This window comes from Pseudomonas sp. 14P_8.1_Bac3, assembly GCF_025466085.1.
Classification (GTDB): Bacteria; Pseudomonadota; Gammaproteobacteria; order Pseudomonadales; family Pseudomonadaceae; genus Aquipseudomonas.
Window position 1 is genome coordinate 176182 of record NZ_JANLOD010000068.1, and the last position, 16917, is coordinate 193098.

At 60.6% G+C, this 16917-nt stretch carries 21 protein-coding genes; 10 read left to right on the forward strand and 11 right to left on the reverse strand.

Features of this window, described 5'->3' with window-relative positions; all coding sequences use genetic code 11:
* The first annotated feature begins 146 nt into the window (after positions 1-146).
* From ftsY to rpoH, 4 genes are all read left to right on the forward strand, one after another.
* Positions 147-1622 (forward strand): signal recognition particle-docking protein FtsY, encoded by a 1476-nt coding sequence (gene ftsY / locus NTD84_RS23435; RefSeq protein ID WP_262170525.1) that lies wholly within the window; start codon positions 147-149, stop codon positions 1620-1622.
* Positions 1619-2290, forward strand: a complete 672-nt coding sequence (gene ftsE / locus NTD84_RS23440) for a cell division ATP-binding protein FtsE (RefSeq protein WP_020295825.1) — start codon at positions 1619-1621, stop codon at positions 2288-2290. The genes ftsY and ftsE overlap by 4 nt, the downstream gene beginning before the upstream one ends.
* Complete coding sequence (gene ftsX / locus NTD84_RS23445; protein WP_262170528.1) at positions 2287-3309, forward strand: permease-like cell division protein FtsX; 1023 nt, start codon at positions 2287-2289, stop codon at positions 3307-3309. The genes ftsE and ftsX overlap by 4 nt, the downstream gene beginning before the upstream one ends.
* Positions 3310-3421: 112 nt before the next feature.
* Positions 3422-4276 carry an RNA polymerase sigma factor RpoH gene (gene rpoH / locus NTD84_RS23450; RefSeq protein WP_007897890.1) on the forward strand — a complete coding sequence of 285 codons (855 nt, stop codon included), beginning with the start codon at positions 3422-3424 and terminating at the stop codon, positions 4274-4276.
* 188 nt (positions 4277-4464) lie between these two features.
* Here rpoH and mtgA read toward each other — a convergent pair whose 3' ends face one another.
* Positions 4465-5187: a monofunctional biosynthetic peptidoglycan transglycosylase gene (gene mtgA, locus NTD84_RS23455; protein WP_262170531.1), complete on the reverse strand. Its 723-nt coding sequence runs from the start codon at positions 5185-5187 to the stop codon at positions 4465-4467.
* Between the two features lie 74 nt (positions 5188-5261).
* Here mtgA and NTD84_RS23460 point away from each other — a divergent pair, with 74 nt between their 5' ends.
* The 4 genes from NTD84_RS23460 to trmB all read left to right on the forward strand — a co-directional run bounded on the left by NTD84_RS23460 (position 5262) and on the right by trmB (position 7524).
* A complete protein-coding gene (locus NTD84_RS23460; protein WP_262170534.1) occupies positions 5262-5636 on the forward strand; it encodes a DUF423 domain-containing protein in 375 nt (124 codons plus the stop codon).
* A 97-nt stretch (positions 5637-5733) separates the two neighbouring features.
* Entirely contained in the window at positions 5734-5934 is a 201-nt protein-coding gene (gene thiS / locus NTD84_RS23465) for a sulfur carrier protein ThiS (protein ID WP_262170537.1), read from the forward strand.
* A gap of 60 nt (positions 5935-5994) precedes the next feature.
* Positions 5995-6789: a thiazole synthase gene (locus tag NTD84_RS23470; protein WP_262170539.1), complete on the forward strand. Its 795-nt coding sequence runs from the start codon at positions 5995-5997 to the stop codon at positions 6787-6789.
* 9 nt (positions 6790-6798) lie between these two features.
* Positions 6799-7524: a tRNA (guanosine(46)-N7)-methyltransferase TrmB gene (gene trmB, locus NTD84_RS23475; RefSeq protein ID WP_262170542.1), complete on the forward strand. Its 726-nt coding sequence runs from the start codon at positions 6799-6801 to the stop codon at positions 7522-7524.
* Positions 7525-7654: 130 nt separating this feature from the next.
* Here the strand turns inward: trmB and NTD84_RS23480 are convergent, their stop codons facing one another.
* From NTD84_RS23480 to NTD84_RS23520, 9 genes are all read right to left on the reverse strand, one after another.
* Positions 7655-7978, reverse strand: a complete 324-nt coding sequence (locus NTD84_RS23480) for a DUF3392 domain-containing protein (RefSeq protein WP_262170544.1) — start codon at positions 7976-7978, stop codon at positions 7655-7657.
* A 22-nt stretch (positions 7979-8000) separates the two neighbouring features.
* Complete coding sequence (gene hemW, locus NTD84_RS23485) at positions 8001-9206, reverse strand: radical SAM family heme chaperone HemW (protein WP_262170546.1); 1206 nt, start codon at positions 9204-9206, stop codon at positions 8001-8003.
* Positions 9203-9799, reverse strand: a complete 597-nt coding sequence (gene rdgB, locus NTD84_RS23490; protein WP_262170548.1) for an RdgB/HAM1 family non-canonical purine NTP pyrophosphatase — start codon at positions 9797-9799, stop codon at positions 9203-9205. The genes hemW and rdgB overlap by 4 nt, the downstream gene beginning before the upstream one ends.
* Positions 9796-10230 (reverse strand): DUF4426 domain-containing protein, encoded by a 435-nt coding sequence (locus NTD84_RS23495; RefSeq protein WP_262170551.1) that lies wholly within the window; start codon positions 10228-10230, stop codon positions 9796-9798. Before NTD84_RS23495 ends, rdgB begins: the two co-directional genes overlap by 4 nt.
* Positions 10231-10256: 26 nt before the next feature.
* Positions 10257-10877, reverse strand: coding sequence for a methionine biosynthesis protein MetW (gene metW, locus NTD84_RS23500; RefSeq protein WP_262170554.1), 621 nt, complete (start codon positions 10875-10877; stop codon positions 10257-10259).
* 7 nt (positions 10878-10884) lie between these two features.
* Complete coding sequence (locus NTD84_RS23505) at positions 10885-12024, reverse strand: homoserine O-acetyltransferase (RefSeq protein WP_262170557.1); 1140 nt, start codon at positions 12022-12024, stop codon at positions 10885-10887.
* 193 nt (positions 12025-12217) lie between these two features.
* Complete coding sequence (locus NTD84_RS23510) at positions 12218-12805, reverse strand: YggT family protein (RefSeq protein ID WP_262170559.1); 588 nt, start codon at positions 12803-12805, stop codon at positions 12218-12220.
* Between the two features lie 24 nt (positions 12806-12829).
* On the reverse strand, positions 12830-13648 hold the full coding sequence (gene proC, locus NTD84_RS23515) for a pyrroline-5-carboxylate reductase (protein WP_262170562.1): 819 nt from the start codon (positions 13646-13648) through the stop codon (positions 12830-12832).
* Between the two features lie 24 nt (positions 13649-13672).
* Positions 13673-14359, reverse strand: coding sequence for a YggS family pyridoxal phosphate-dependent enzyme (locus NTD84_RS23520; protein ID WP_262170564.1), 687 nt, complete (start codon positions 14357-14359; stop codon positions 13673-13675).
* 57 nt (positions 14360-14416) lie between these two features.
* Here NTD84_RS23520 and NTD84_RS23525 point away from each other — a divergent pair, with 57 nt between their 5' ends.
* Positions 14417-15451, forward strand: a complete 1035-nt coding sequence (locus tag NTD84_RS23525) for a type IV pilus twitching motility protein PilT (protein ID WP_262170567.1) — start codon at positions 14417-14419, stop codon at positions 15449-15451.
* Between the two features lie 147 nt (positions 15452-15598).
* Here NTD84_RS23525 and NTD84_RS23530 read toward each other — a convergent pair whose 3' ends face one another.
* Positions 15599-16219: a C40 family peptidase gene (locus NTD84_RS23530; RefSeq protein ID WP_262170570.1), complete on the reverse strand. Its 621-nt coding sequence runs from the start codon at positions 16217-16219 to the stop codon at positions 15599-15601.
* A gap of 250 nt (positions 16220-16469) precedes the next feature.
* On the opposite strand from NTD84_RS23530, the gene NTD84_RS23535 reads away from it, so the two are divergent.
* Positions 16470-16901, forward strand: coding sequence for a TM2 domain-containing protein (locus NTD84_RS23535; RefSeq protein WP_262170573.1), 432 nt, complete (start codon positions 16470-16472; stop codon positions 16899-16901).
* The last annotated feature ends 16 nt before the right edge of the window (positions 16902-16917 follow it).

The following is a 16917-nucleotide window of genomic DNA, read 5'->3' on the forward strand; positions in this document are numbered from 1 at the left end:
TGTTGGTCGACCTTTGAAGTGCCGTTTCGCACCTCTACAAAATGTTGCCCGTGAACAAGCTGGGTCAATCGCAGTCTGTTCTGCATCGAATATTTATTTGCCGAGGCGCCCGTTGGCGCGTCGCTACCGTGAGATAGCCGTCCTCCATGTTTGGTTCCAACGACGACAAGAAAGCCCCAGCTGCGGCTGGCGAGAAGAAAAGCCTGTTCGGATGGCTGCGCAAAAAGCCGCAGGAAACCGTCGTCGAACAGCCACAGCCACTCCCTGAGCCAACCCCGGCACCGGTCCTGGAAGAAGCAGCGCCGATTGTCCTGCCGATTGCCGAGCCGGTGCTGCAGCCGGCCGTCGAGGCTGAACCTGAAGTCGTGGCCGAGCAGCCGCTGACGCCCGTCGCCGAGCCATGGCTGACATTGCCCGTGGCGGAAGAGCCGGTGGCGCTGGTCGAAAACGAACTGGCGCCGCACGTGACGCCGCCTATTCCGGCGCCGAGTGCCTTTACGCCTGACCCGGTTGACGTGCCAGCGGTAGAGCCCGCACCTGTTGTCCCAGAGCCGGTCATTCCTGCATTCGTTGCGCCGGCTCCGGTTGTTCCAGTTGTTCCAGCGCCAGCGCCGATCGTTGATCCGGTGGTCACCGCCCCCGTCGCCCCCTTGGAAACACCCACCGAGCCTGCACGCACCGAAGAAACCAAAGCCGGTTTCTTCGCCCGTCTCAAGCAAGGCCTGTCCAAGACCAGTGCAAGCATCGGCGAAGGCATGGCCAGCCTGTTTCTGGGCAAGAAGATCATCGACGACGAGCTGCTCGAAGACATCGAAACCCGCTTGCTGACCGCTGACGTTGGGGTCGAAGCCACTTCCGTGATCATCCAGCGCCTGACCCAGAAGGTGGCCCGTAAAGAGCTGGCGGATGCCGACGCTCTCTATAAGTCGCTGCAGGCTGAACTGGCCGCGATGCTCAAGCCGGTCGAACAGCCGCTGAAAATCAACTCGCAGAGCAAGCCGTTCGTGATTCTTGTCGTCGGCGTCAACGGCGCTGGCAAGACCACCACCATCGGCAAACTGGCGAAGAAGCTGCAGCTCGAAGGCAAGAAAGTCATGCTGGCGGCCGGTGATACCTTCCGCGCCGCTGCGGTCGAGCAGTTGCAGGTGTGGGGCGAGCGCAACAAGATCCCGGTGATCGCCCAGCACACCGGCGCTGACTCGGCTTCGGTGATCTTCGATGCGGTCCAGGCCGCCAAGGCCCGTGGCATCGACGTATTGATCGCTGACACCGCCGGTCGCCTGCACACCAAAGACAACCTGATGGAAGAGTTGAAGAAAGTGCGCCGGGTCATCGGCAAGCTCGACGCCGCCGCGCCGCACGAAGTGCTGCTGGTGCTCGACGCCGGCACCGGCCAGAACGCCATCAGCCAGGCCAAGCAATTCCACCAGACCGTCGAACTGACCGGCCTGGCGCTGACCAAGCTCGACGGCACCGCCAAGGGCGGAGTCATTTTTGCCCTGGCCAAGCAGTTTGGCCTGCCGATCCGCTACATCGGCGTCGGTGAAGGCATCGATGACTTGCGTACTTTTGAAGCAGAACCCTTTGTCCAGGCACTATTTGCCGAGCGGGAGCGTTCATGATTCGTTTCGAACAGGTCGGTAAACGCTACCCGAACGGTCACGTCGGCTTGCATGAGCTGAGCTTTCGAGTCCGCAGGGGCGAGTTCTTGTTTGTGACCGGCCACTCCGGCGCCGGTAAAAGCACCTTGTTGCGCCTGCTGCTGGCGATGGAGCGTCCGACCACTGGCAAATTGCTGCTGGCCGGCCAGGATCTTGGCACCATCAGCAACGCGCAAATCCCTTACCTGCGTCGACAGATTGGCGTGGTGTTCCAGAATCACCAGTTGCTGTTCGATCGCACCGTATTCAACAACGTTGCGTTGCCGTTGCAGATTCTCGGTCTGTCCAAAGCCGAAATTGCCAAACGCGTGGATTCGGCCCTGGAGCGCGTGGCGCTGTCGGATAAAACCGATCTGTACCCCGGCGACCTGTCCACCGGCCAGCAACAGCGCGTCGGCATCGCCCGCGCCATCGTTCACCGTCCGGCCTTGCTGCTGGCGGATGAACCAACCGGTAACCTCGACCCGCGCCTGGCGGCCGAGATCATGGGCGTGTTCGAAGACATCAATCGGCTGGGCACCAGCGTGCTGATCGCCAGCCACGACCTGGCGCTGATCGCCCGCATGCGTCATCGCATGCTGACCCTGCAACGCGGTCGACTGATCGGCGATGGGGAGGCGGGCGTATGAGTGCGACACGCAGCCCCAAGGTTTCTGAGCGCGTGGCGCCAAAGGCCGCCGACCCGCAACCGCAGAAGAAAAAGCGTGACGACGATGACGGCCCGGACTTCGCGACGCTGTTCCGCGCCTGGGTTGAAAGCCATCGCGCCAGTCTGCTGGACAGTCTGCGTCGCCTGGGCAAACAGCCTATTGGCAGCTTCTTCACCTGCATGGTGATGGCGGTCGCTCTGAGCCTGCCCATGGGCCTGTCACTTTTACTGAGTAACGTCGAGCGTCTTGGCGGCTCATGGCAGCGTGCGGCGCAGATTTCGCTGTACTTGCAACTCGAAGCCACCCCGGCCGAAGGCGAGTCGTTGCGCGATCAGATCAAAGGCATTCCGGGTGTAGCTGATGCTGAATATGTCGGCCGCGATCAGGCGCTGGAAGAATTCCAGCAACAGTCGGGCCTGGGCGAGGCGCTGAAGGAATTGCCGGAAAACCCGCTGCCTGGTGTGGTCCTGGTGACCCCGAACGAGGTCGACAAGCCCGCGCTTGAAGCATTAAGACAAAAACTATCCGAACTGCCGAAGGTACAACAGGCGCAACTTGATCTAGTCTGGGTCGAGCGTCTGGCAGCCATCCTCAAGTTGGGCGACCGGTTTGTCTTCGGTCTGACCGTGCTCCTGGTTTCTGCATTACTTTTGGTGATAGGCAATACCATTCGTCTTCATATTGAAAACCGCCGCACAGAGATAGAAGTGATTAAACTCGTCGGTGGCACGGACAGCTATGTGCGCAGACCCTTTCTGTACATGGGAGCGTTATATGGGTTCGGTGCGGGGATATTTTCCTGGGGCGTGTTGGCGTTTGGCCTGAACTGGCTGAATGATGCGGTCGTCGGGCTGGCCGGTTTGTACGGCAGTGATTTCGCACTGGCAGGAGTGCCGGTTGCCGATGGTCTGTCGCTCTTGCTTGGCGCGGTGCTGTTGGGGTATATCGGTGCATGGATTGCAGTCGCACGCCACCTGAGGGAGCTTGCGCCTAAGTAATATCATTTTGCTCGTATTGACCTTTCAGCGTTTTTGGGAACTTGTCTTTCGGTTTCCGGTCAATTTTCGCAGTGCTGAACTGCACGAGTTTGTAAGTCGGAGGTTTTTTCGTATGACCAATTCTTTGCAACCTGCATATGCTCTGGTCCCGGGTGCGAACCTGGAGGCCTATGTGCACACCGTGAACAGCATTCCGTTGCTGACGCCGGAGCAGGAGCGTGAACTGGCCGAGAGTCTCTATTATGAGCAGGATTTGGGGGCGGCTCGGCAGATGGTGCTCGCCCACCTGCGTTTTGTCGTACATATCGCCCGTAGCTATTCCGGCTACGGCCTGGCGCAGGCTGACCTGATCCAGGAAGGCAACGTTGGCCTGATGAAGGCGGTGAAGCGCTTCAACCCGGAAATGGGCGTGCGCCTGGTGTCGTTCGCCGTGCACTGGATCAAGGCGGAAATTCACGAGTTCATCTTGCGCAACTGGCGCATTGTGAAAGTCGCGACCACCAAGGCCCAGCGCAAGCTGTTCTTCAACCTGCGCAGCCAGAAGAAACGTCTGGCGTGGCTGAACAACGAGGAAGTCCACCGTGTGGCGGAAAGCCTCGGCGTAGAGCCGCGGGAAGTGCGCGAGATGGAAAGCCGCCTGACCGGCCATGACATGGCCTTCGACCCGGCCGCGGAAGCGGACGACGACAGCGCTTTCCAGTCGCCGGCCAACTATCTGGAAGACCACCGGTACGACCCGGCCCGTCAACTGGAAGATGCCGACTGGAGCGACAACTCCAACCACAACCTGCACGAAGCGCTGGAAGTGCTGGACGACCGCAGCCGTGACATCCTCTATCAGCGCTGGTTGGCTGAAGAGAAAGCCACGCTGCACGACCTGGCGCAGAAGTACAACGTGTCGGCCGAGCGTATTCGTCAGCTCGAGAAGAGTGCGATGAACAAGCTCAAGTTGTCGATCGCTGCCTAAGCTTCGCCAAGGCAATAAAAAACGCCCCGATCAATGATCGGGGCGTTTTTGTTTTTGCACATTTTCAGGTTCGCCTGGTCCTCTGTGGGAGCGGGCTTGCTCGCGAAGGCGTCATGTCAGTCACTGAATAGGTCAAATGACCAGCCGCCTTCGCGAGCAAGCCCGCTCCCACAGGGGCTTTTTCGGCGTTATTGGGCCCAAGGCGCCCGTCGTGAATCGTTGAGTCCCAGCAAATAGCTGTCACCACCCAACTGACTCATCTGCTGCCGAATCCACCCGGCCCGCCGCGCCACATAGCTGGTCGGATGGCTCGCACTCCACACCCGTGGATTAGGCAGCACCGCTGCCAGCAAGCTCGCCTGTTGGCGGCTGAGGCTTTTCGCACTGACGCCAAAGTGATGCCGGGCCGCCGCTTCCGCGCCAAACACCCCGTCATCCCACTCAACGCTGTTCAGATAGACCTCAAGGATCCGCTGCTTGGGCCAGAACACTTCGATCAACCCGGTGAACCAGGCTTCCAGGCCCTTGCGCAGCCAGCTGCGGCCAGACCACAAAAACAGATTCTTCGACACTTGCTGACTCAATGTGCTGGCGCCGCGAATCGAGCCGCCAAGCTCGTTGTGCGCTAACGCCGCCTGGATCGCACCGAAGTCAAAACCCCAATGCTCCGGAAATTTCTGGTCTTCGCCTGCAATCACCGCAACTTTCAGGTCGTCGGAGATTTCATCCCAGGGTTTCCAAGTGCGTTGCAGATCAATCGGCTCGCCATCGAACCAGGATTCGACTTTGCGCTCGACCATCAGCGCCGTGCCCGGTGGCGGCACCACGCGAAACATCAGCACCAGCAATACGCTGCCCCCCGCGAACCAGAGCAGGGCCTTCGTGAATCGTCGCAAAAATAAACGCAGCATAGAGATGGCTTGGCCGAACCCGTTGAGCGGGCCATTATACAGACCCTGTTGATCGAGTCTGACTGGAGTTCTTCATGCTGCGTGGCTTTCTGATGCTGGCCGCTTTCTTCGGTTTCACTGGCGTTGCCCTCGGCGCATTCGCCGCCCATGGCTTGAAAAACCGTCTGACCGCCGAATACCTGGCGATTTTCCATACCGGCGTCACCTATCAGCTGGTGCATACCCTCGCGCTGTTGGGCGTTGCGCTGCTGGCCACGCAGATTCCGGGGCGTCTGATCACCTGGGCCGGCGCTTCGTTTGCCATCGGCATCCTGCTGTTTTCCGGCAGCCTGTATGTGCTGACCCTGACCGGCATCAGCAAGCTCGGGATCATCACCCCTTTCGGTGGCCTGGCCTTCCTGGTTGGCTGGCTGTGCCTGGGACTCGCTGCCTGGCGGCTGTCGGTGTAGGAGCGCGCCTACAGGGACCATGACTGACGAATGGCTTGGGTCATCCTGACCGATCGGGCTAGAATGCCAGCCCCTAAAAATGATGGCGGCTTCCGGCATGCGCATTCAGTTGAACGGCGAATCCCTTGAACTGCCCGACGGTGAAACCGTTGCGGCGCTGCTGACCCGTCTGGAACTGACCGGACGCCGGGTGGCGGTCGAGCTCAATCTGGATATCGTCCCGCGCAGCCAGCACGCAGACACCACGCTGAAAGACGGCGATTCCGTCGAAGTGGTGCACGCCATCGGCGGCGGCTAGCCGTTCAGCCCGCAAGGGCACAGAATTCTGCAAGAACCTCACCCCTACAGAGGATTTCCCATGAGCATCGTTCGTAGCGACAAGCCTTTCGTCCTGGCCGGTCGTACTTACCAGTCGCGTTTGCTGGTCGGTACCGGCAAGTACCGTGACATGGAAGAAACCCGCCTGGCCATCGAGGCCTCGGGTGCCGAGATCGTCACCTTCGCCGTGCGTCGCACCAACCTCGGCCAGACCCCGGGCGAACCGAACCTGCTCGAGGTCCTGTCGCCGGATCGCTACACCTTCCTGCCCAACACCGCCGGTTGCTTCGATGCGACCGAGGCCGTGCGCACCTGCCGTCTGGCTCGTGAGCTGCTCGGTGGCCACAACCTGGTGAAGCTGGAAGTGCTGGCGGACCAGAAAACCCTGTTCCCCAACGTGATCGAAACCCTCAAGGCCGCCGAAGTGCTGGTCAAGGAAGGCTTTGACGTGATGGTCTACACCAGCGATGACCCGATCATCGCCCGTCAATTGGCGGAAATCGGTGTTATCGCGGTCATGCCATTGGCCGGTCTGATTGGCACGGGCCTGGGGATCTGCAACCCTTACAACCTGCAGATCATCCTCGAAGAAGCCAAGATCCCGGTGTTGGTGGATGCCGGTGTCGGTACCGCGTCCGATGCCACCATCGCTATGGAGCTGGGTTGCGAAGCGGTGCTGATGAACTCGGCCATCGCTCATGCCCAGCAGCCGATCATGATGGCTGAGGCGATGAAACACGCCATCATCGCCGGCCGTCTGGCCTACCTCGCCGGCCGCATGCCGAAAAAACTCTATGCCAGCGCCTCCTCGCCGCTGGATGGTCTGATCAAGTAAGAGCCATTGATGACTGAATCAAACGACACGCCAATCCAGATGGAAGAAGGCGAAGAGCGCCAACACCGCCGCATCAAGAGTTTCGTGATGCGCGCCGGGCGCATGACCGAAGGCCAGCAGCGCGGCCTCGACCAGGGCACGCCGCTGTTTGTGTTGCCGCTGGCCGAAGCGCCGGTGGACTACGACCAGGTGTTCGGTCGCTCGGCGCCGCGCTCGCTGGAAATCGGTTTCGGCATGGGCCATTCGCTGCTGGAAATGGCTGCCGCTTCGCCTGAACAGGATTTCATTGGCGTGGAAGTGCACCGCCCGGGCGTCGGCGCGCTGCTCAATGGCGTGCTGACGCAAGGCCTGACCAACCTGCGGGTCTACGATTGCGATGCGATCGAAGTACTCAACCGTTGCGTGGCCGACAACAGCCTCGATCGCCTGATGCTGTTTTTCCCGGACCCGTGGCACAAGAGCCGCCACCACAAGCGCCGCATCGTTCAGGCGTCGTTCGCCGAGCTGGTGCGCAGCAAGCTGAAGGTTGGCGGTGTGCTGCACATGGCCACCGACTGGGAGCCGTACGCCGAGTACATGCTGGAAGTGATGAATGTTGCGCCGGGTTATCGCAACCTGGCCGAAGACGGCAAGTGCGTCCCGCGCCCGGCGGAGCGCCCGATCACCAAGTTCGAACGCCGTGGCGAACGTCTTGGGCATGGGGTGTGGGATCTGAAGTTCGAAAAACAGTCCTGATCCCAGCGCGATACCCAATGTGGGAGCGGGCTTGCTCGCGAAGGCAGCGTGTCAGACAGCATTTATGTCGGCTGACACGCCACCTTCGCGAGCAAGCCCGCTCCCACAGTCGTTTTGGGTACAACCAGGATTAGCGGCGGTCAGCGACTACGCCAATCAGCACCAACACCACCAGCAACACCGGTGCCAGGCTGTAGTTGTTGAACTGGCTCAAGCCGCGAACGATCCACGGTGTGGCGTAGATCAGGGCGAGGCCGCTGCCGACCATGCACAGCAGGGCCATCAGCGGAACGCGCAAGGCGCCGGCGATGCTGCCCAGGCGTTGATCGACCCAGCCTTTGATGTCGGCGCCGAACAGCACCAGCAAGCAGCCCACCAGTGCCAGAGAGATCTCCGACAGGTTGCTGCGGCTCCAGCGGGAGACGGTGGCGAGCAGGTCGAGTATCAAATCCATTCGTTTTCCCTTAAGGCTGAAATCAGCTCAGAAATTTTTGCAGCAAGTCGTTGAGGAACAGTTGCCCGCGCTCGGTGGCCGCCAGACGTGACGGTTCGACCCGCATCAGGCCGCTTTGTTCGGCGTCGTGGCGGCCTTCGGCGAGGCTTTCCAGCGGCAGGCCGGTACGCGCCGGATACAACTGCGAATCGACCCCTTCGGTCAGGCGCAAGGCGTTCATCAGGAACTCGAACGGCAGCTCATCATTGGTCAGCGCTTTTTCGCCCGCCTTGAAGCTCTTCGCCGGGTTCAGGTAGTCCTTCGGCAATCGGGTCTTCCAGGTGCGCACGATGCGCCCGTCCGGATGACTGAGCTTGCCGTGCGCACCCGCACCGATGCCGATGAAATCACCGAAACTCCAGTAATTGAGGTTGTGCCGCGCCGGGCGGCCGGGCTGGGCGTAGGCCGACACTTCGTATTGCGCGTAGCCGTGCTCGGCCAGCAACGCCTGGCCGGCTTCCTGGATGTCCCACAGGGTGTCGTCTTCCGGCAGCGTTGGCGGCTGGTTCCAGAACACCGTGTTTGGCTCCAGGGTCAGCTGATACCAGGATAAATGCGTCGGCTTCAGGGCTATGGCAGTGTGCAGGTCGGCCAACGCGTCATCCAGCGACTGATCGGGCAAGCCGTGCATCAAGTCCATGTTGAAGTTATCGAACCCGGCCTGGCGGGCCATGCCGGCGGCACGCACGGCTTCATCGCCATTGTGAATCCGCCCCAGTGCCTTGAGCTTCTGTTCCTGAAAACTCTGGATGCCGATCGACAGGCGATTGATGCCCAGCGCGCGGTAAGCGACAAACTTTTCCTGCTCGAACGTCCCGGGATTGGCTTCCAGGGTGATTTCGATGTCACTGGCAAACGGGATGCGCTGCTCGACGCCTTTGAGCAAGCGGCCCAGAGCTTCGGCGCTGAACAGGCTCGGCGTGCCACCACCAAAGAAGATCGAGCTCAATTCACGGCCGTACACGGCGTGCAGATCCTGATCGAGGTCAGCCAGCAAGGCGTCGACGTATTCCTGCTCCGGCAGCACCGGGCTGGCCGTGTGGGAGTTGAAGTCGCAATAAGGGCATTTGCGTACACACCACGGAATGTGGATGTACAGCGCCAGGGGCGGCAGCGTTGTCAGCGCGCTCCGGGGCGAAGCGGCGCCACCGCCGAAGATCAGCGCTGGCGCGGATGATTCAAGGGTCATATCAGGCCTAGACGCTGGCGCAGCAGATCCATTGCACGGGCGCGGTGGCTGATGAGGTTCTTTTCGCTCGGGCTCAACTCGGCGCTGGAGCAATCGCGCGAGGGCACCCAGAACAGCGGGTCGTAGCCAAACCCGTGTTCTCCGCTGGCGGCGTGCAGGATGCGACCATGCCACAGGCCTTCGCAGAGGATGGGCAGCGGATCGTCGGCGTGACGCACCAGCGCCAGCACGCAGACGAACTGCGCACCGCGCTCGGCGTCCGGCACGTCTTTCAAGGCGTCGAGCAGTTTGGCGTTGTTCGCCGCATCGCCCTTGCCGTCAGCGTAGCGGGCCGAGTAGATCCCCGGCGCACCGCCAAGGAAGTCCACGGCCAGCCCGGAGTCATCCGCCAGCGCTGGCAAACCGGAAATGCGCGCGGCGTTACGGGCCTTGAGAATGGCATTTTCGACGAAGGACAGGCCGGTTTCTTCAGGCTCGATCTGGCTGAACTCGCCGATCGAGCGCAGTTGCACCGAGCCGCCGAGCATGGCCTGGAGTTCCTTGAGTTTGCCGGCGTTATGGCTGGCCAGTACGAGTTGCGTGAAGTTCATCATTCGCCGGGGAAAAGCTCTTGGTTGAAATTGATGGTGTTGATTTTGTCACCGGTCTGCACCTTGATCTCGAAGGTGCGGGTTTCCTGCTGATCCACCGGAAACTGGGCGATGTAGTAGATCGCGCCTTGTTCGGTGATCTGGCGGAAGTTCAGGTTCACGCTTTGGCTGGTCAAGTCTTTGACCGCGCCGCTGACCTGGGCCATCTGCGGCTTGCCGTCCTTCAGTACCGAAATATTGATCACGCCTTGATTCTTGCTGCGGGTCAGTTCCGCGGCCTTGGCGATGTCCGGTGTCAGGAAGGTGGAGTTGAAGGTGTTGTAATGCACCGTCACATCGCCGAATTTTTCCTGGCGGTCACCTTTGATGATGTCGGCGGCCATGGCGGTGACGCTCAGGCAGGCAGTGAATAAAAGCAGCGCTAGACGACCCATGATCGTTCTCCTTGGAATGGCGTGGTTCAGACCGCGATCTTGTGATCTTGCAGCCCGGGGCTGCTGACGCGGTAGATACCGATCTCACCTAACAGATTAGGCCATAGCTTGCTGGCCCACCCGTGCCGGTGTTGTTGATCCACCGCCAGCCGATCAATGACCTTCGCTTCACGTTCGCGACAAAGTTCTTCAAAGTCCTCGAAGGTGCAGAAGTGGATGTTTGGCGTGTTGTACCACGTGTAGGGCAGGAATTCCGACACCGGCATCCGGCCCTTGCTCGCCAGGTACCAGCGGCAGCGCCAGTGACCGAAGTTGGGGAAGGTGATGATGCACTGGCGACCGACCCGCAGCATTTCGTCGAGGATCTTGTCCGGGTAGTGCACCGCTTGCAGCGCCTGGGTCATGACCACGATGTCGAAGCTGTTGCTGGCGAAATTGCCCAGGCCCTTGTCCAGGTCCTGCTCGATGACGTTGATGCCCTTGGCCACGCACTCGGCGATGTTGTCCGGGTCGTTTTCCAGGCCATAGCCGGTGACTTGCTTGTTGTCGCGCAGCCAGGTCAGCAGCTCGCCGTCGCCGCAGCCGAGGTCGAGCACGCGGCTGCCGGCGGGGATCCATTCCTGGATGATTTCCAGATCAGCTCTCATGGCTTTCTCACAACGTAATGCGATTCATGTAATTGCTGAACGCCTGCAAGTAGCGCGGGATCGGAATCAGAAAGGCGTCGTGGCCTTGCGGAGCGTCGATCTCGAGGTAGCAGACGTCTTTCCTGGCCGCCATCAATGCGTCTACCAGTTCCCGCGAACGGGCCGGGGAGAAGCGCCAGTCGGTGGTGAAGGACATCACGCAGAACTTGGCGGAGGCGTCGGCGAAGGTTTTCGCCAGGTCATCGTCGAAGTTCGCCGCCGGGTCGAAGTAGTCCAGCGCCTTGGTCATCAGCAGGTAAGTGTTGGCGTCGAAACGCCCGGAAAATTCTTCACCCTGATAACGCAGGTAGCTTTCGACCTGGAACTCGACGCTGTGGAAGTCGTAGTTGAGCTTTTCGCTCTTCAGGCCGCGGCCGAATTTCTCGCCCATGGAATCGTCGGACAAGTAGGTGATATGCCCGACCATCCGCGCCAGCATCAAGCCGCGCTTGGGGATCACCCCCGCTTCCTGGAACGACCCACCGTGGAACTCGGGGTCGGTCAGGATCGCCTGACGCGCCACTTCGTTGAACGCGATGTTCTGCGCCGACAGCTTCGGCGCCGAGGCGATGGCCAGGCAGTGCCGCACGCGGTCCGGGTAGGTGATGGTCCACTGCAACGCCTGCATGCCGCCGAGGCTGCCGCCAATCACCGCCGCCCATTGGCGGATGCCGAGCAGGTCGGACAGGCGTGCCTGGCTGTGCACCCAGTCTTCCACGGTCAGCACCGGAAAGTCGGCGCCAAATGGCTTGCCGGTGTCCGGGTTGAGGCTGCTCGGGCCGGTGGACCCGTTGCAGCCGCCGAGGTTGTTCAGGCTGACGACGAAGAACTTAGTGGTGTCGATCGGCTTGCCGGGGCCGATGCAGCTGTCCCACCAGCCCGGCTTGCGATCGTCCGGGCTGTGGAAACCGGCCGCGTGATGGTGGCCGGACAAGGCGTGACAGATCAGCACGGCGTTGCTCGCCGTGGCGTTCAGCGTGCCGTAGGTTTCGTAAATCAGGTCATACGCCGGGAGCGAACGGCCGCAGGCCAGGGCCAGGGGTTCGCTGAAGTGCGCCACTTGCGGCGTCACCAGACCAACAGAATCGGGGGGGAAGGCAGTTGGCATCGACCCTGCTCTCGTTGAAATGAGGCGTAAGTCTAAAGACCGGTGGGGTTAGCGGCAAGCAAAGGCCCGAGCTGTTTTTCCTTTCAGACCAGGGCGCGGCCGCCGCGGGCAAGCCCGCCCTCACAGATTGATCTGGTCCTTGTGGGAGCGTGGCTTGGCCGCGGAGAACGATGATGCGGTTGTCGGGCCAGAATCAGATCAGCCCGAGCAACCCCTGCGGCATGAAGGCGAAGTACGCAAGACGCGGGATCAGCCAGCTCTGCAGCAGCTGGATCACGATAAACGCGAAGATGGGCGAGATATCGAGGCCGCCCAGGTTTGGAATGATCCGGCGGAAGGGTGCCAGCACCGGTTCGGTAATCTGCGCGACCAGTTCGGCGCCTGGGTTGTGGCTGCCGGGAGCGACCCAGGACAGGATCACGCTGATGATCATGGCGTAGAACAGAATGTTCAAGAACAGCGAGAACAGCGCGATCAGGGCCCAGGGCACCAACAGCACCCAGTCGACCATGAAGCCTTTGAGCGCCAGGATCACCGCGATCAGCAGCATCTGCACGATCAGCGCCAGCACCAGCGACGACATATCCAGCCCGAACATGCTCGGGATGACCCGGCGCAGCGGCTTGAGCAGCGGTTGAGTGGCTTTCACGATGAACTGGCAGAGCGGGTTGTAAAAATTCGCCCGAACCAGTTGCAGGATGAAGCGCAGCAGCACGATCAGCAGGTACAGGCTGCCCAGGGTTTTGATGATGAAAATGGCAGCGTCATTGAGTCCAAGCATCATTGATTCCTTTGTAAGAGCTGATTAGCGGCCAAGTTGCTCAGCCATCTCGGCCGAGCGGTGCGCGGCGGCGCCGAGTGCTTTTTCCACCAGCGCTTCGAAGCCGCCAGCCTGGAACGATTTGATTGCAGCTTCTGTAGTGCCCGCTGGCGAAGTTACGCGGCGACGCAGTTCAGCGGCGTCGACATCACTGGACACCGCCATGTGTGCGGCGCCCAGTGCGGTCTGCAGGGTCAGTTGCGCGGCGATGTCGGCGGGCAGGCCGAGTTTCACCCCGGCGGCGGTCATGGCTTCGATCAGCAGGAAGAAGTACGCCGGGCCTGAACCGGACACGGCGGTGACTGCGTCCAGTTGCTGTTCTTCACTCAGCCACAAGGCGACGCCCACCGCCGACAGCAGCTCTTCAGCCTGTTGACGCTGCTCGGGGGTGACCTCGGCGGTGGCGAACAAGCCGCTGACGCCCTGACGCAACAGCGCCGGGGTGTTCGGCATGCAGCGCACGATGGGTTGCGCGCCCAGCCAGTTGTTCATGCTGGCGCAGGTGATGCCGGCGGCGATCGACACCACCATCTGATTTGGCTTCAGGCTCGGGCGGATCGCTTCGCACACGGCTTTCATCGCCTGGGGTTTGACCGCCAGCACGACCACATCCGCGCCTTGAATGGCCTCGGCGTTGTCGGCGAATACGTCGATGCCGTGCTCGGCGTTCACTTTGCCGCGGGTTTCAGCGCCCGGATCGCTGGCGCGGATCTGTGCGGCGTCCAGGCCTTTGGCGCGCAGGCCGCCGATCAGGCTGGCGGCCATGTTTCCGGCACCGATAAAGGCAATACGAGTCTTGCTCATGTCAGGTCCTTAGAAAGAAAGTGGTCAAGGCTGTGCGTAGTCGCGGGCGCCAAACAGGGCCGTGCCAATGCGTACCCAGGTGGCGCCTTGGGCGATGGCCGACTCGAGGTCGTGGCTCATGCCCATGGAAAGTGTGTCGAGCGGCAGGTCCAGGCTGGCTTGCAGGCTGTGCACGGCAGCAAAAGCGGCGTCCTGGGCGGCGCGATCTTCCGTCGGCTCGGGAATCGCCATCAGCCCGCGCAGCTTGAGGCGCGGCAGTTCGCTGATGGCCTTCGCCAAGACGGGCAGGTCGGCCGGGGTGCAACCGGACTTGCTGGCTTCGCCGCTGACGTTGACCTGGATGCAGATGTTCAATGGCGGCAGATCGGCAGGGCGTTGTTCGGACAGGCGTTGTGCGATTTTCAGACGATCCACGGAATGCACCCAAGCAAAGTGCTCGGCGATAGCGCGAGTCTTGTTCGATTGAATGGGGCCGATGAAGTGCCAGATCAAGGGCAGGTCGGCCAATTCGAGCTGTTTGCTCAGGGCTTCCTGCAGGTAGTTCTCGCCAAAGTCGCGCAGGCCGGCGGCGTGGGCTTCACGCAGGGCCTCGGCGGGCTTGGTCTTGCTCACGGCCAATAGCTGGACGCTTTGTTCGTCACGGTGGGCGGCGAGGGCGGCAGCTCGGATTCGAGAACTAACCAGTGCAATGTTGTCTGCTATCGTGGACATTCAAGAGGCGCCAGCGGGTCTGAGGTTGGCGGCATTCTACTGGAATTGAGGAGTGCTATGGATATCACTGAACTGCTGGCCTTCAGCGCGAAACAGGGCGCGTCCGACTTGCACCTGTCCGCCGGCCTGCCGCCGATGATTCGCGTCGACGGCGATGTGCGGCGCATCAACCTGCCGCCGCTGGACCACAAAGCGGTCCAGGAACTGATCTACGACATCATGAACGACACCCAGCGGGTGGACTTCGAAAAACACCTGGAAACCGACTTTTCCTTTGAGGTGCCCGGCGTCGCGCGTTTCCGGGTCAATGCGTTCAACCAGAACCGGGGCGCTGGCGCGGTGTTCCGGACCATTCCGTCGAAAGTCCTGAGCATGGACGACCTGGGAATGGGGGAAGTGTTTCGCAAGATTACCGAGTCGCCCCGTGGCCTGGTGCTGGTGACCGGTCCGACCGGCTCCGGTAAATCCACCACGCTGGCGGCGATGATCGACTACCTGAACAACCACCGCCATCACCACATTCTCACCATTGAAGACCCGATCGAATTCGTCCACGAATCGCGCAAATGCCTGATCAATCAGCGCGAGGTCCATCGCGATACCCGCAGCTTTGCCACCGCGTTGCGCTCGGCGTTGCGGGAAGATCCGGATGTGATTCTGGTGGGGGAGATGCGCGACCTGGAGACTATTCGCCTGGCGTTGACCGCTGCCGAGACGGGCCATCTGGTGTTCGGCACGCTGCACACCACGTCGGCGGCGAAAACCATCGATCGGATCGTCGATGTGTTTCCGGGGGATGAGAAGTCGATGGTGCGTTCGATGTTGTCCGAGTCATTGCTGGCGGTGGTCTCGCAAACGCTGGTGAAGAAGATCGGCGGCGGACGCATTGCGGCGCATGAAATCATGCTGGGGACGTCGGCGATCCGGAACCTGATTCGCGAAGACAAGGTCGCGCAGATGTACTCGTCGATCCAGACCGGCGGGAATCTGGGGATGCAGACGCTGGATATGTGCTTGAAGGATCTGGTGACCAAAGGCTTGATCACTCGCGACCATGCGCGGGAGAAGGCGCGCTCGCCGGATAATTTCTGATTGGTAGATCTGTAGCGCTTTCAAAGACGCCATCGCGAGCAGGCTCGCTCCCACAGTTGATCGCATTCCAATGTGGGAGCGAGCCTGTTCGCGATGGGGGCATCAGGTTCAAAGCAAAATCCCGGGTTTTAGGCCCGGGATTTCAGATCAGCGCTGAACAACCTGCAGCGCGTTCTTCTCTTTGGGCAGAACCCGCTTGGCAACCACGTAGTGGCTTTCCCAGTACGGTTTCTTCAGGGTGTCGATGGTCACCGATTTGCCACGGCGCGGTGCGTGGATGAAGCGGTCGTTGCCCAGGTAGATGGCAACGTGGTTGACCCGGCGGCTCTTGATGTTGAAGAAAATCAGGTCGCCCGGCTTCAGATCCTTGCGCTCGACTTTCTCGCCATGACCGCTGGCCATGGCATTCGAGGTGCGCGGCAGGTCGAACGTGGCGTCGTTGAACGCGTATTTCACCAGGCCGCTGCAATCGAAGCCTTTACTTGGGCTGCTGCCGCCCCAACGGTATGGAGTACCGAGGACGTTGACCGCGCGGCTCAGCACGTTGCTGCTTTCCTTGGTCGCCATCGGCGGGACAAGCTTGCTGTTGGCTTTGCTCAGTTGGGTCGAACGCTTCGCGGTTTGTTTGTTTTTGCTGGAAGGAGCAGAAACATGGGATTTCGGGGTGTAACCATTAACGTTAGGAAGACGTTGCTCACGATTGGTGGCGTGAGCGGCCAGTGGCATCAGAAGGCAAATGGTTAGCCATGTCTTGAAAAATGGACGCATTAGGCAAGGCTCATAAAAGTTAGCGCGAAACTTTATAACAGCTTTTTTTGTCATTCCGAGGCCGTTGGTCGATTCAACCTTGGGCTCAACGGAACCAAATAAGCGGCAAATTGACGCAATTGTCGGACAGAAGTCAGGTACCACAAGGGTTTGACGGAGAGCACGGTACCATGTGCCGTACGTCGGCAACTTGTAAAAAAGTCACAAAGATTCAAAGAATATTTATCTATCGCGTGAATTGAGGTCATCCATGAACACCTATCAACCGCCCGTTCGGCATCACGACACGCACAGCAAAGTGATCGGCTACCTGCTGTGGATTTTCGGTTTCACCGGGGCCCACCGCTTCTATTACGGCAAGCCGGTGACTGGAACGATCTGGTTTTTCACCTTCGGCTTGCTGGGCATTGGCTGGTTGATCGACGTGTTCCTGATCCCGGCCATGGATCGCGAAGCGGACCTGCGGTTCACCGCCGGGCCGATCGAATACAACGTGGCGTGGATTCTGCTGACGTTTCTCGGCGTGTTCGGTGTGCATCGGATGTATCAGGGGAAATGGATCAGCGGGTTGCTGTACCTGGTGACAGGCGGGTTGTTCTTTGTCGGGGTGTTGTATGACTTCTGGACGCTGAATGATCAGGTGTCGGTGCGTAACGCGCAGAACCGCGGCACGTTCCAATAAGCCCTCAGGGGATGTG

Coding starts and splice junctions, on each gene's coding strand:
- NTD84_RS23510 (WP_262170559.1), bottom strand. CDS start 12,805: ATGCTTGGACTCAATGACGCTGCCATTTTCATCATCAAAACCCTGGGC.
- hemW (WP_262170546.1), bottom strand. CDS start 9,206: ATGACCCTTGAATCATCCGCGCCAGCGCTGATCTTCGGCGGTGGCGCC.
- ftsX (WP_262170528.1), top strand. CDS start 2,287: ATGAGTGCGACACGCAGCCCCAAGGTTTCTGAGCGCGTGGCGCCAAAG.
- NTD84_RS23535 (WP_262170573.1), top strand. CDS start 16,470: ATGAACACCTATCAACCGCCCGTTCGGCATCACGACACGCACAGCAAA.
- ftsY (WP_262170525.1), top strand. CDS start 147: ATGTTTGGTTCCAACGACGACAAGAAAGCCCCAGCTGCGGCTGGCGAG.
- mtgA (WP_262170531.1), bottom strand. CDS start 5,187: ATGCTGCGTTTATTTTTGCGACGATTCACGAAGGCCCTGCTCTGGTTC.
- NTD84_RS23495 (WP_262170551.1), bottom strand. CDS start 10,230: ATGGGTCGTCTAGCGCTGCTTTTATTCACTGCCTGCCTGAGCGTCACC.
- NTD84_RS23460 (WP_262170534.1), top strand. CDS start 5,262: ATGCTGCGTGGCTTTCTGATGCTGGCCGCTTTCTTCGGTTTCACTGGC.
- rpoH (WP_007897890.1), top strand. CDS start 3,422: ATGACCAATTCTTTGCAACCTGCATATGCTCTGGTCCCGGGTGCGAAC.
- NTD84_RS23520 (WP_262170564.1), bottom strand. CDS start 14,359: ATGTCCACGATAGCAGACAACATTGCACTGGTTAGTTCTCGAATCCGA.
- thiS (WP_262170537.1), top strand. CDS start 5,734: ATGCGCATTCAGTTGAACGGCGAATCCCTTGAACTGCCCGACGGTGAA.
- trmB (WP_262170542.1), top strand. CDS start 6,799: ATGACTGAATCAAACGACACGCCAATCCAGATGGAAGAAGGCGAAGAG.
- NTD84_RS23470 (WP_262170539.1), top strand. CDS start 5,995: ATGAGCATCGTTCGTAGCGACAAGCCTTTCGTCCTGGCCGGTCGTACT.
- NTD84_RS23530 (WP_262170570.1), bottom strand. CDS start 16,219: ATGCGTCCATTTTTCAAGACATGGCTAACCATTTGCCTTCTGATGCCA.
- NTD84_RS23505 (WP_262170557.1), bottom strand. CDS start 12,024: ATGCCAACTGCCTTCCCCCCCGATTCTGTTGGTCTGGTGACGCCGCAA.
- ftsE (WP_020295825.1), top strand. CDS start 1,619: ATGATTCGTTTCGAACAGGTCGGTAAACGCTACCCGAACGGTCACGTC.
- NTD84_RS23480 (WP_262170544.1), bottom strand. CDS start 7,978: ATGGATTTGATACTCGACCTGCTCGCCACCGTCTCCCGCTGGAGCCGC.
- metW (WP_262170554.1), bottom strand. CDS start 10,877: ATGAGAGCTGATCTGGAAATCATCCAGGAATGGATCCCCGCCGGCAGC.
- proC (WP_262170562.1), bottom strand. CDS start 13,648: ATGAGCAAGACTCGTATTGCCTTTATCGGTGCCGGAAACATGGCCGCC.
- rdgB (WP_262170548.1), bottom strand. CDS start 9,799: ATGATGAACTTCACGCAACTCGTACTGGCCAGCCATAACGCCGGCAAA.
- NTD84_RS23525 (WP_262170567.1), top strand. CDS start 14,417: ATGGATATCACTGAACTGCTGGCCTTCAGCGCGAAACAGGGCGCGTCC.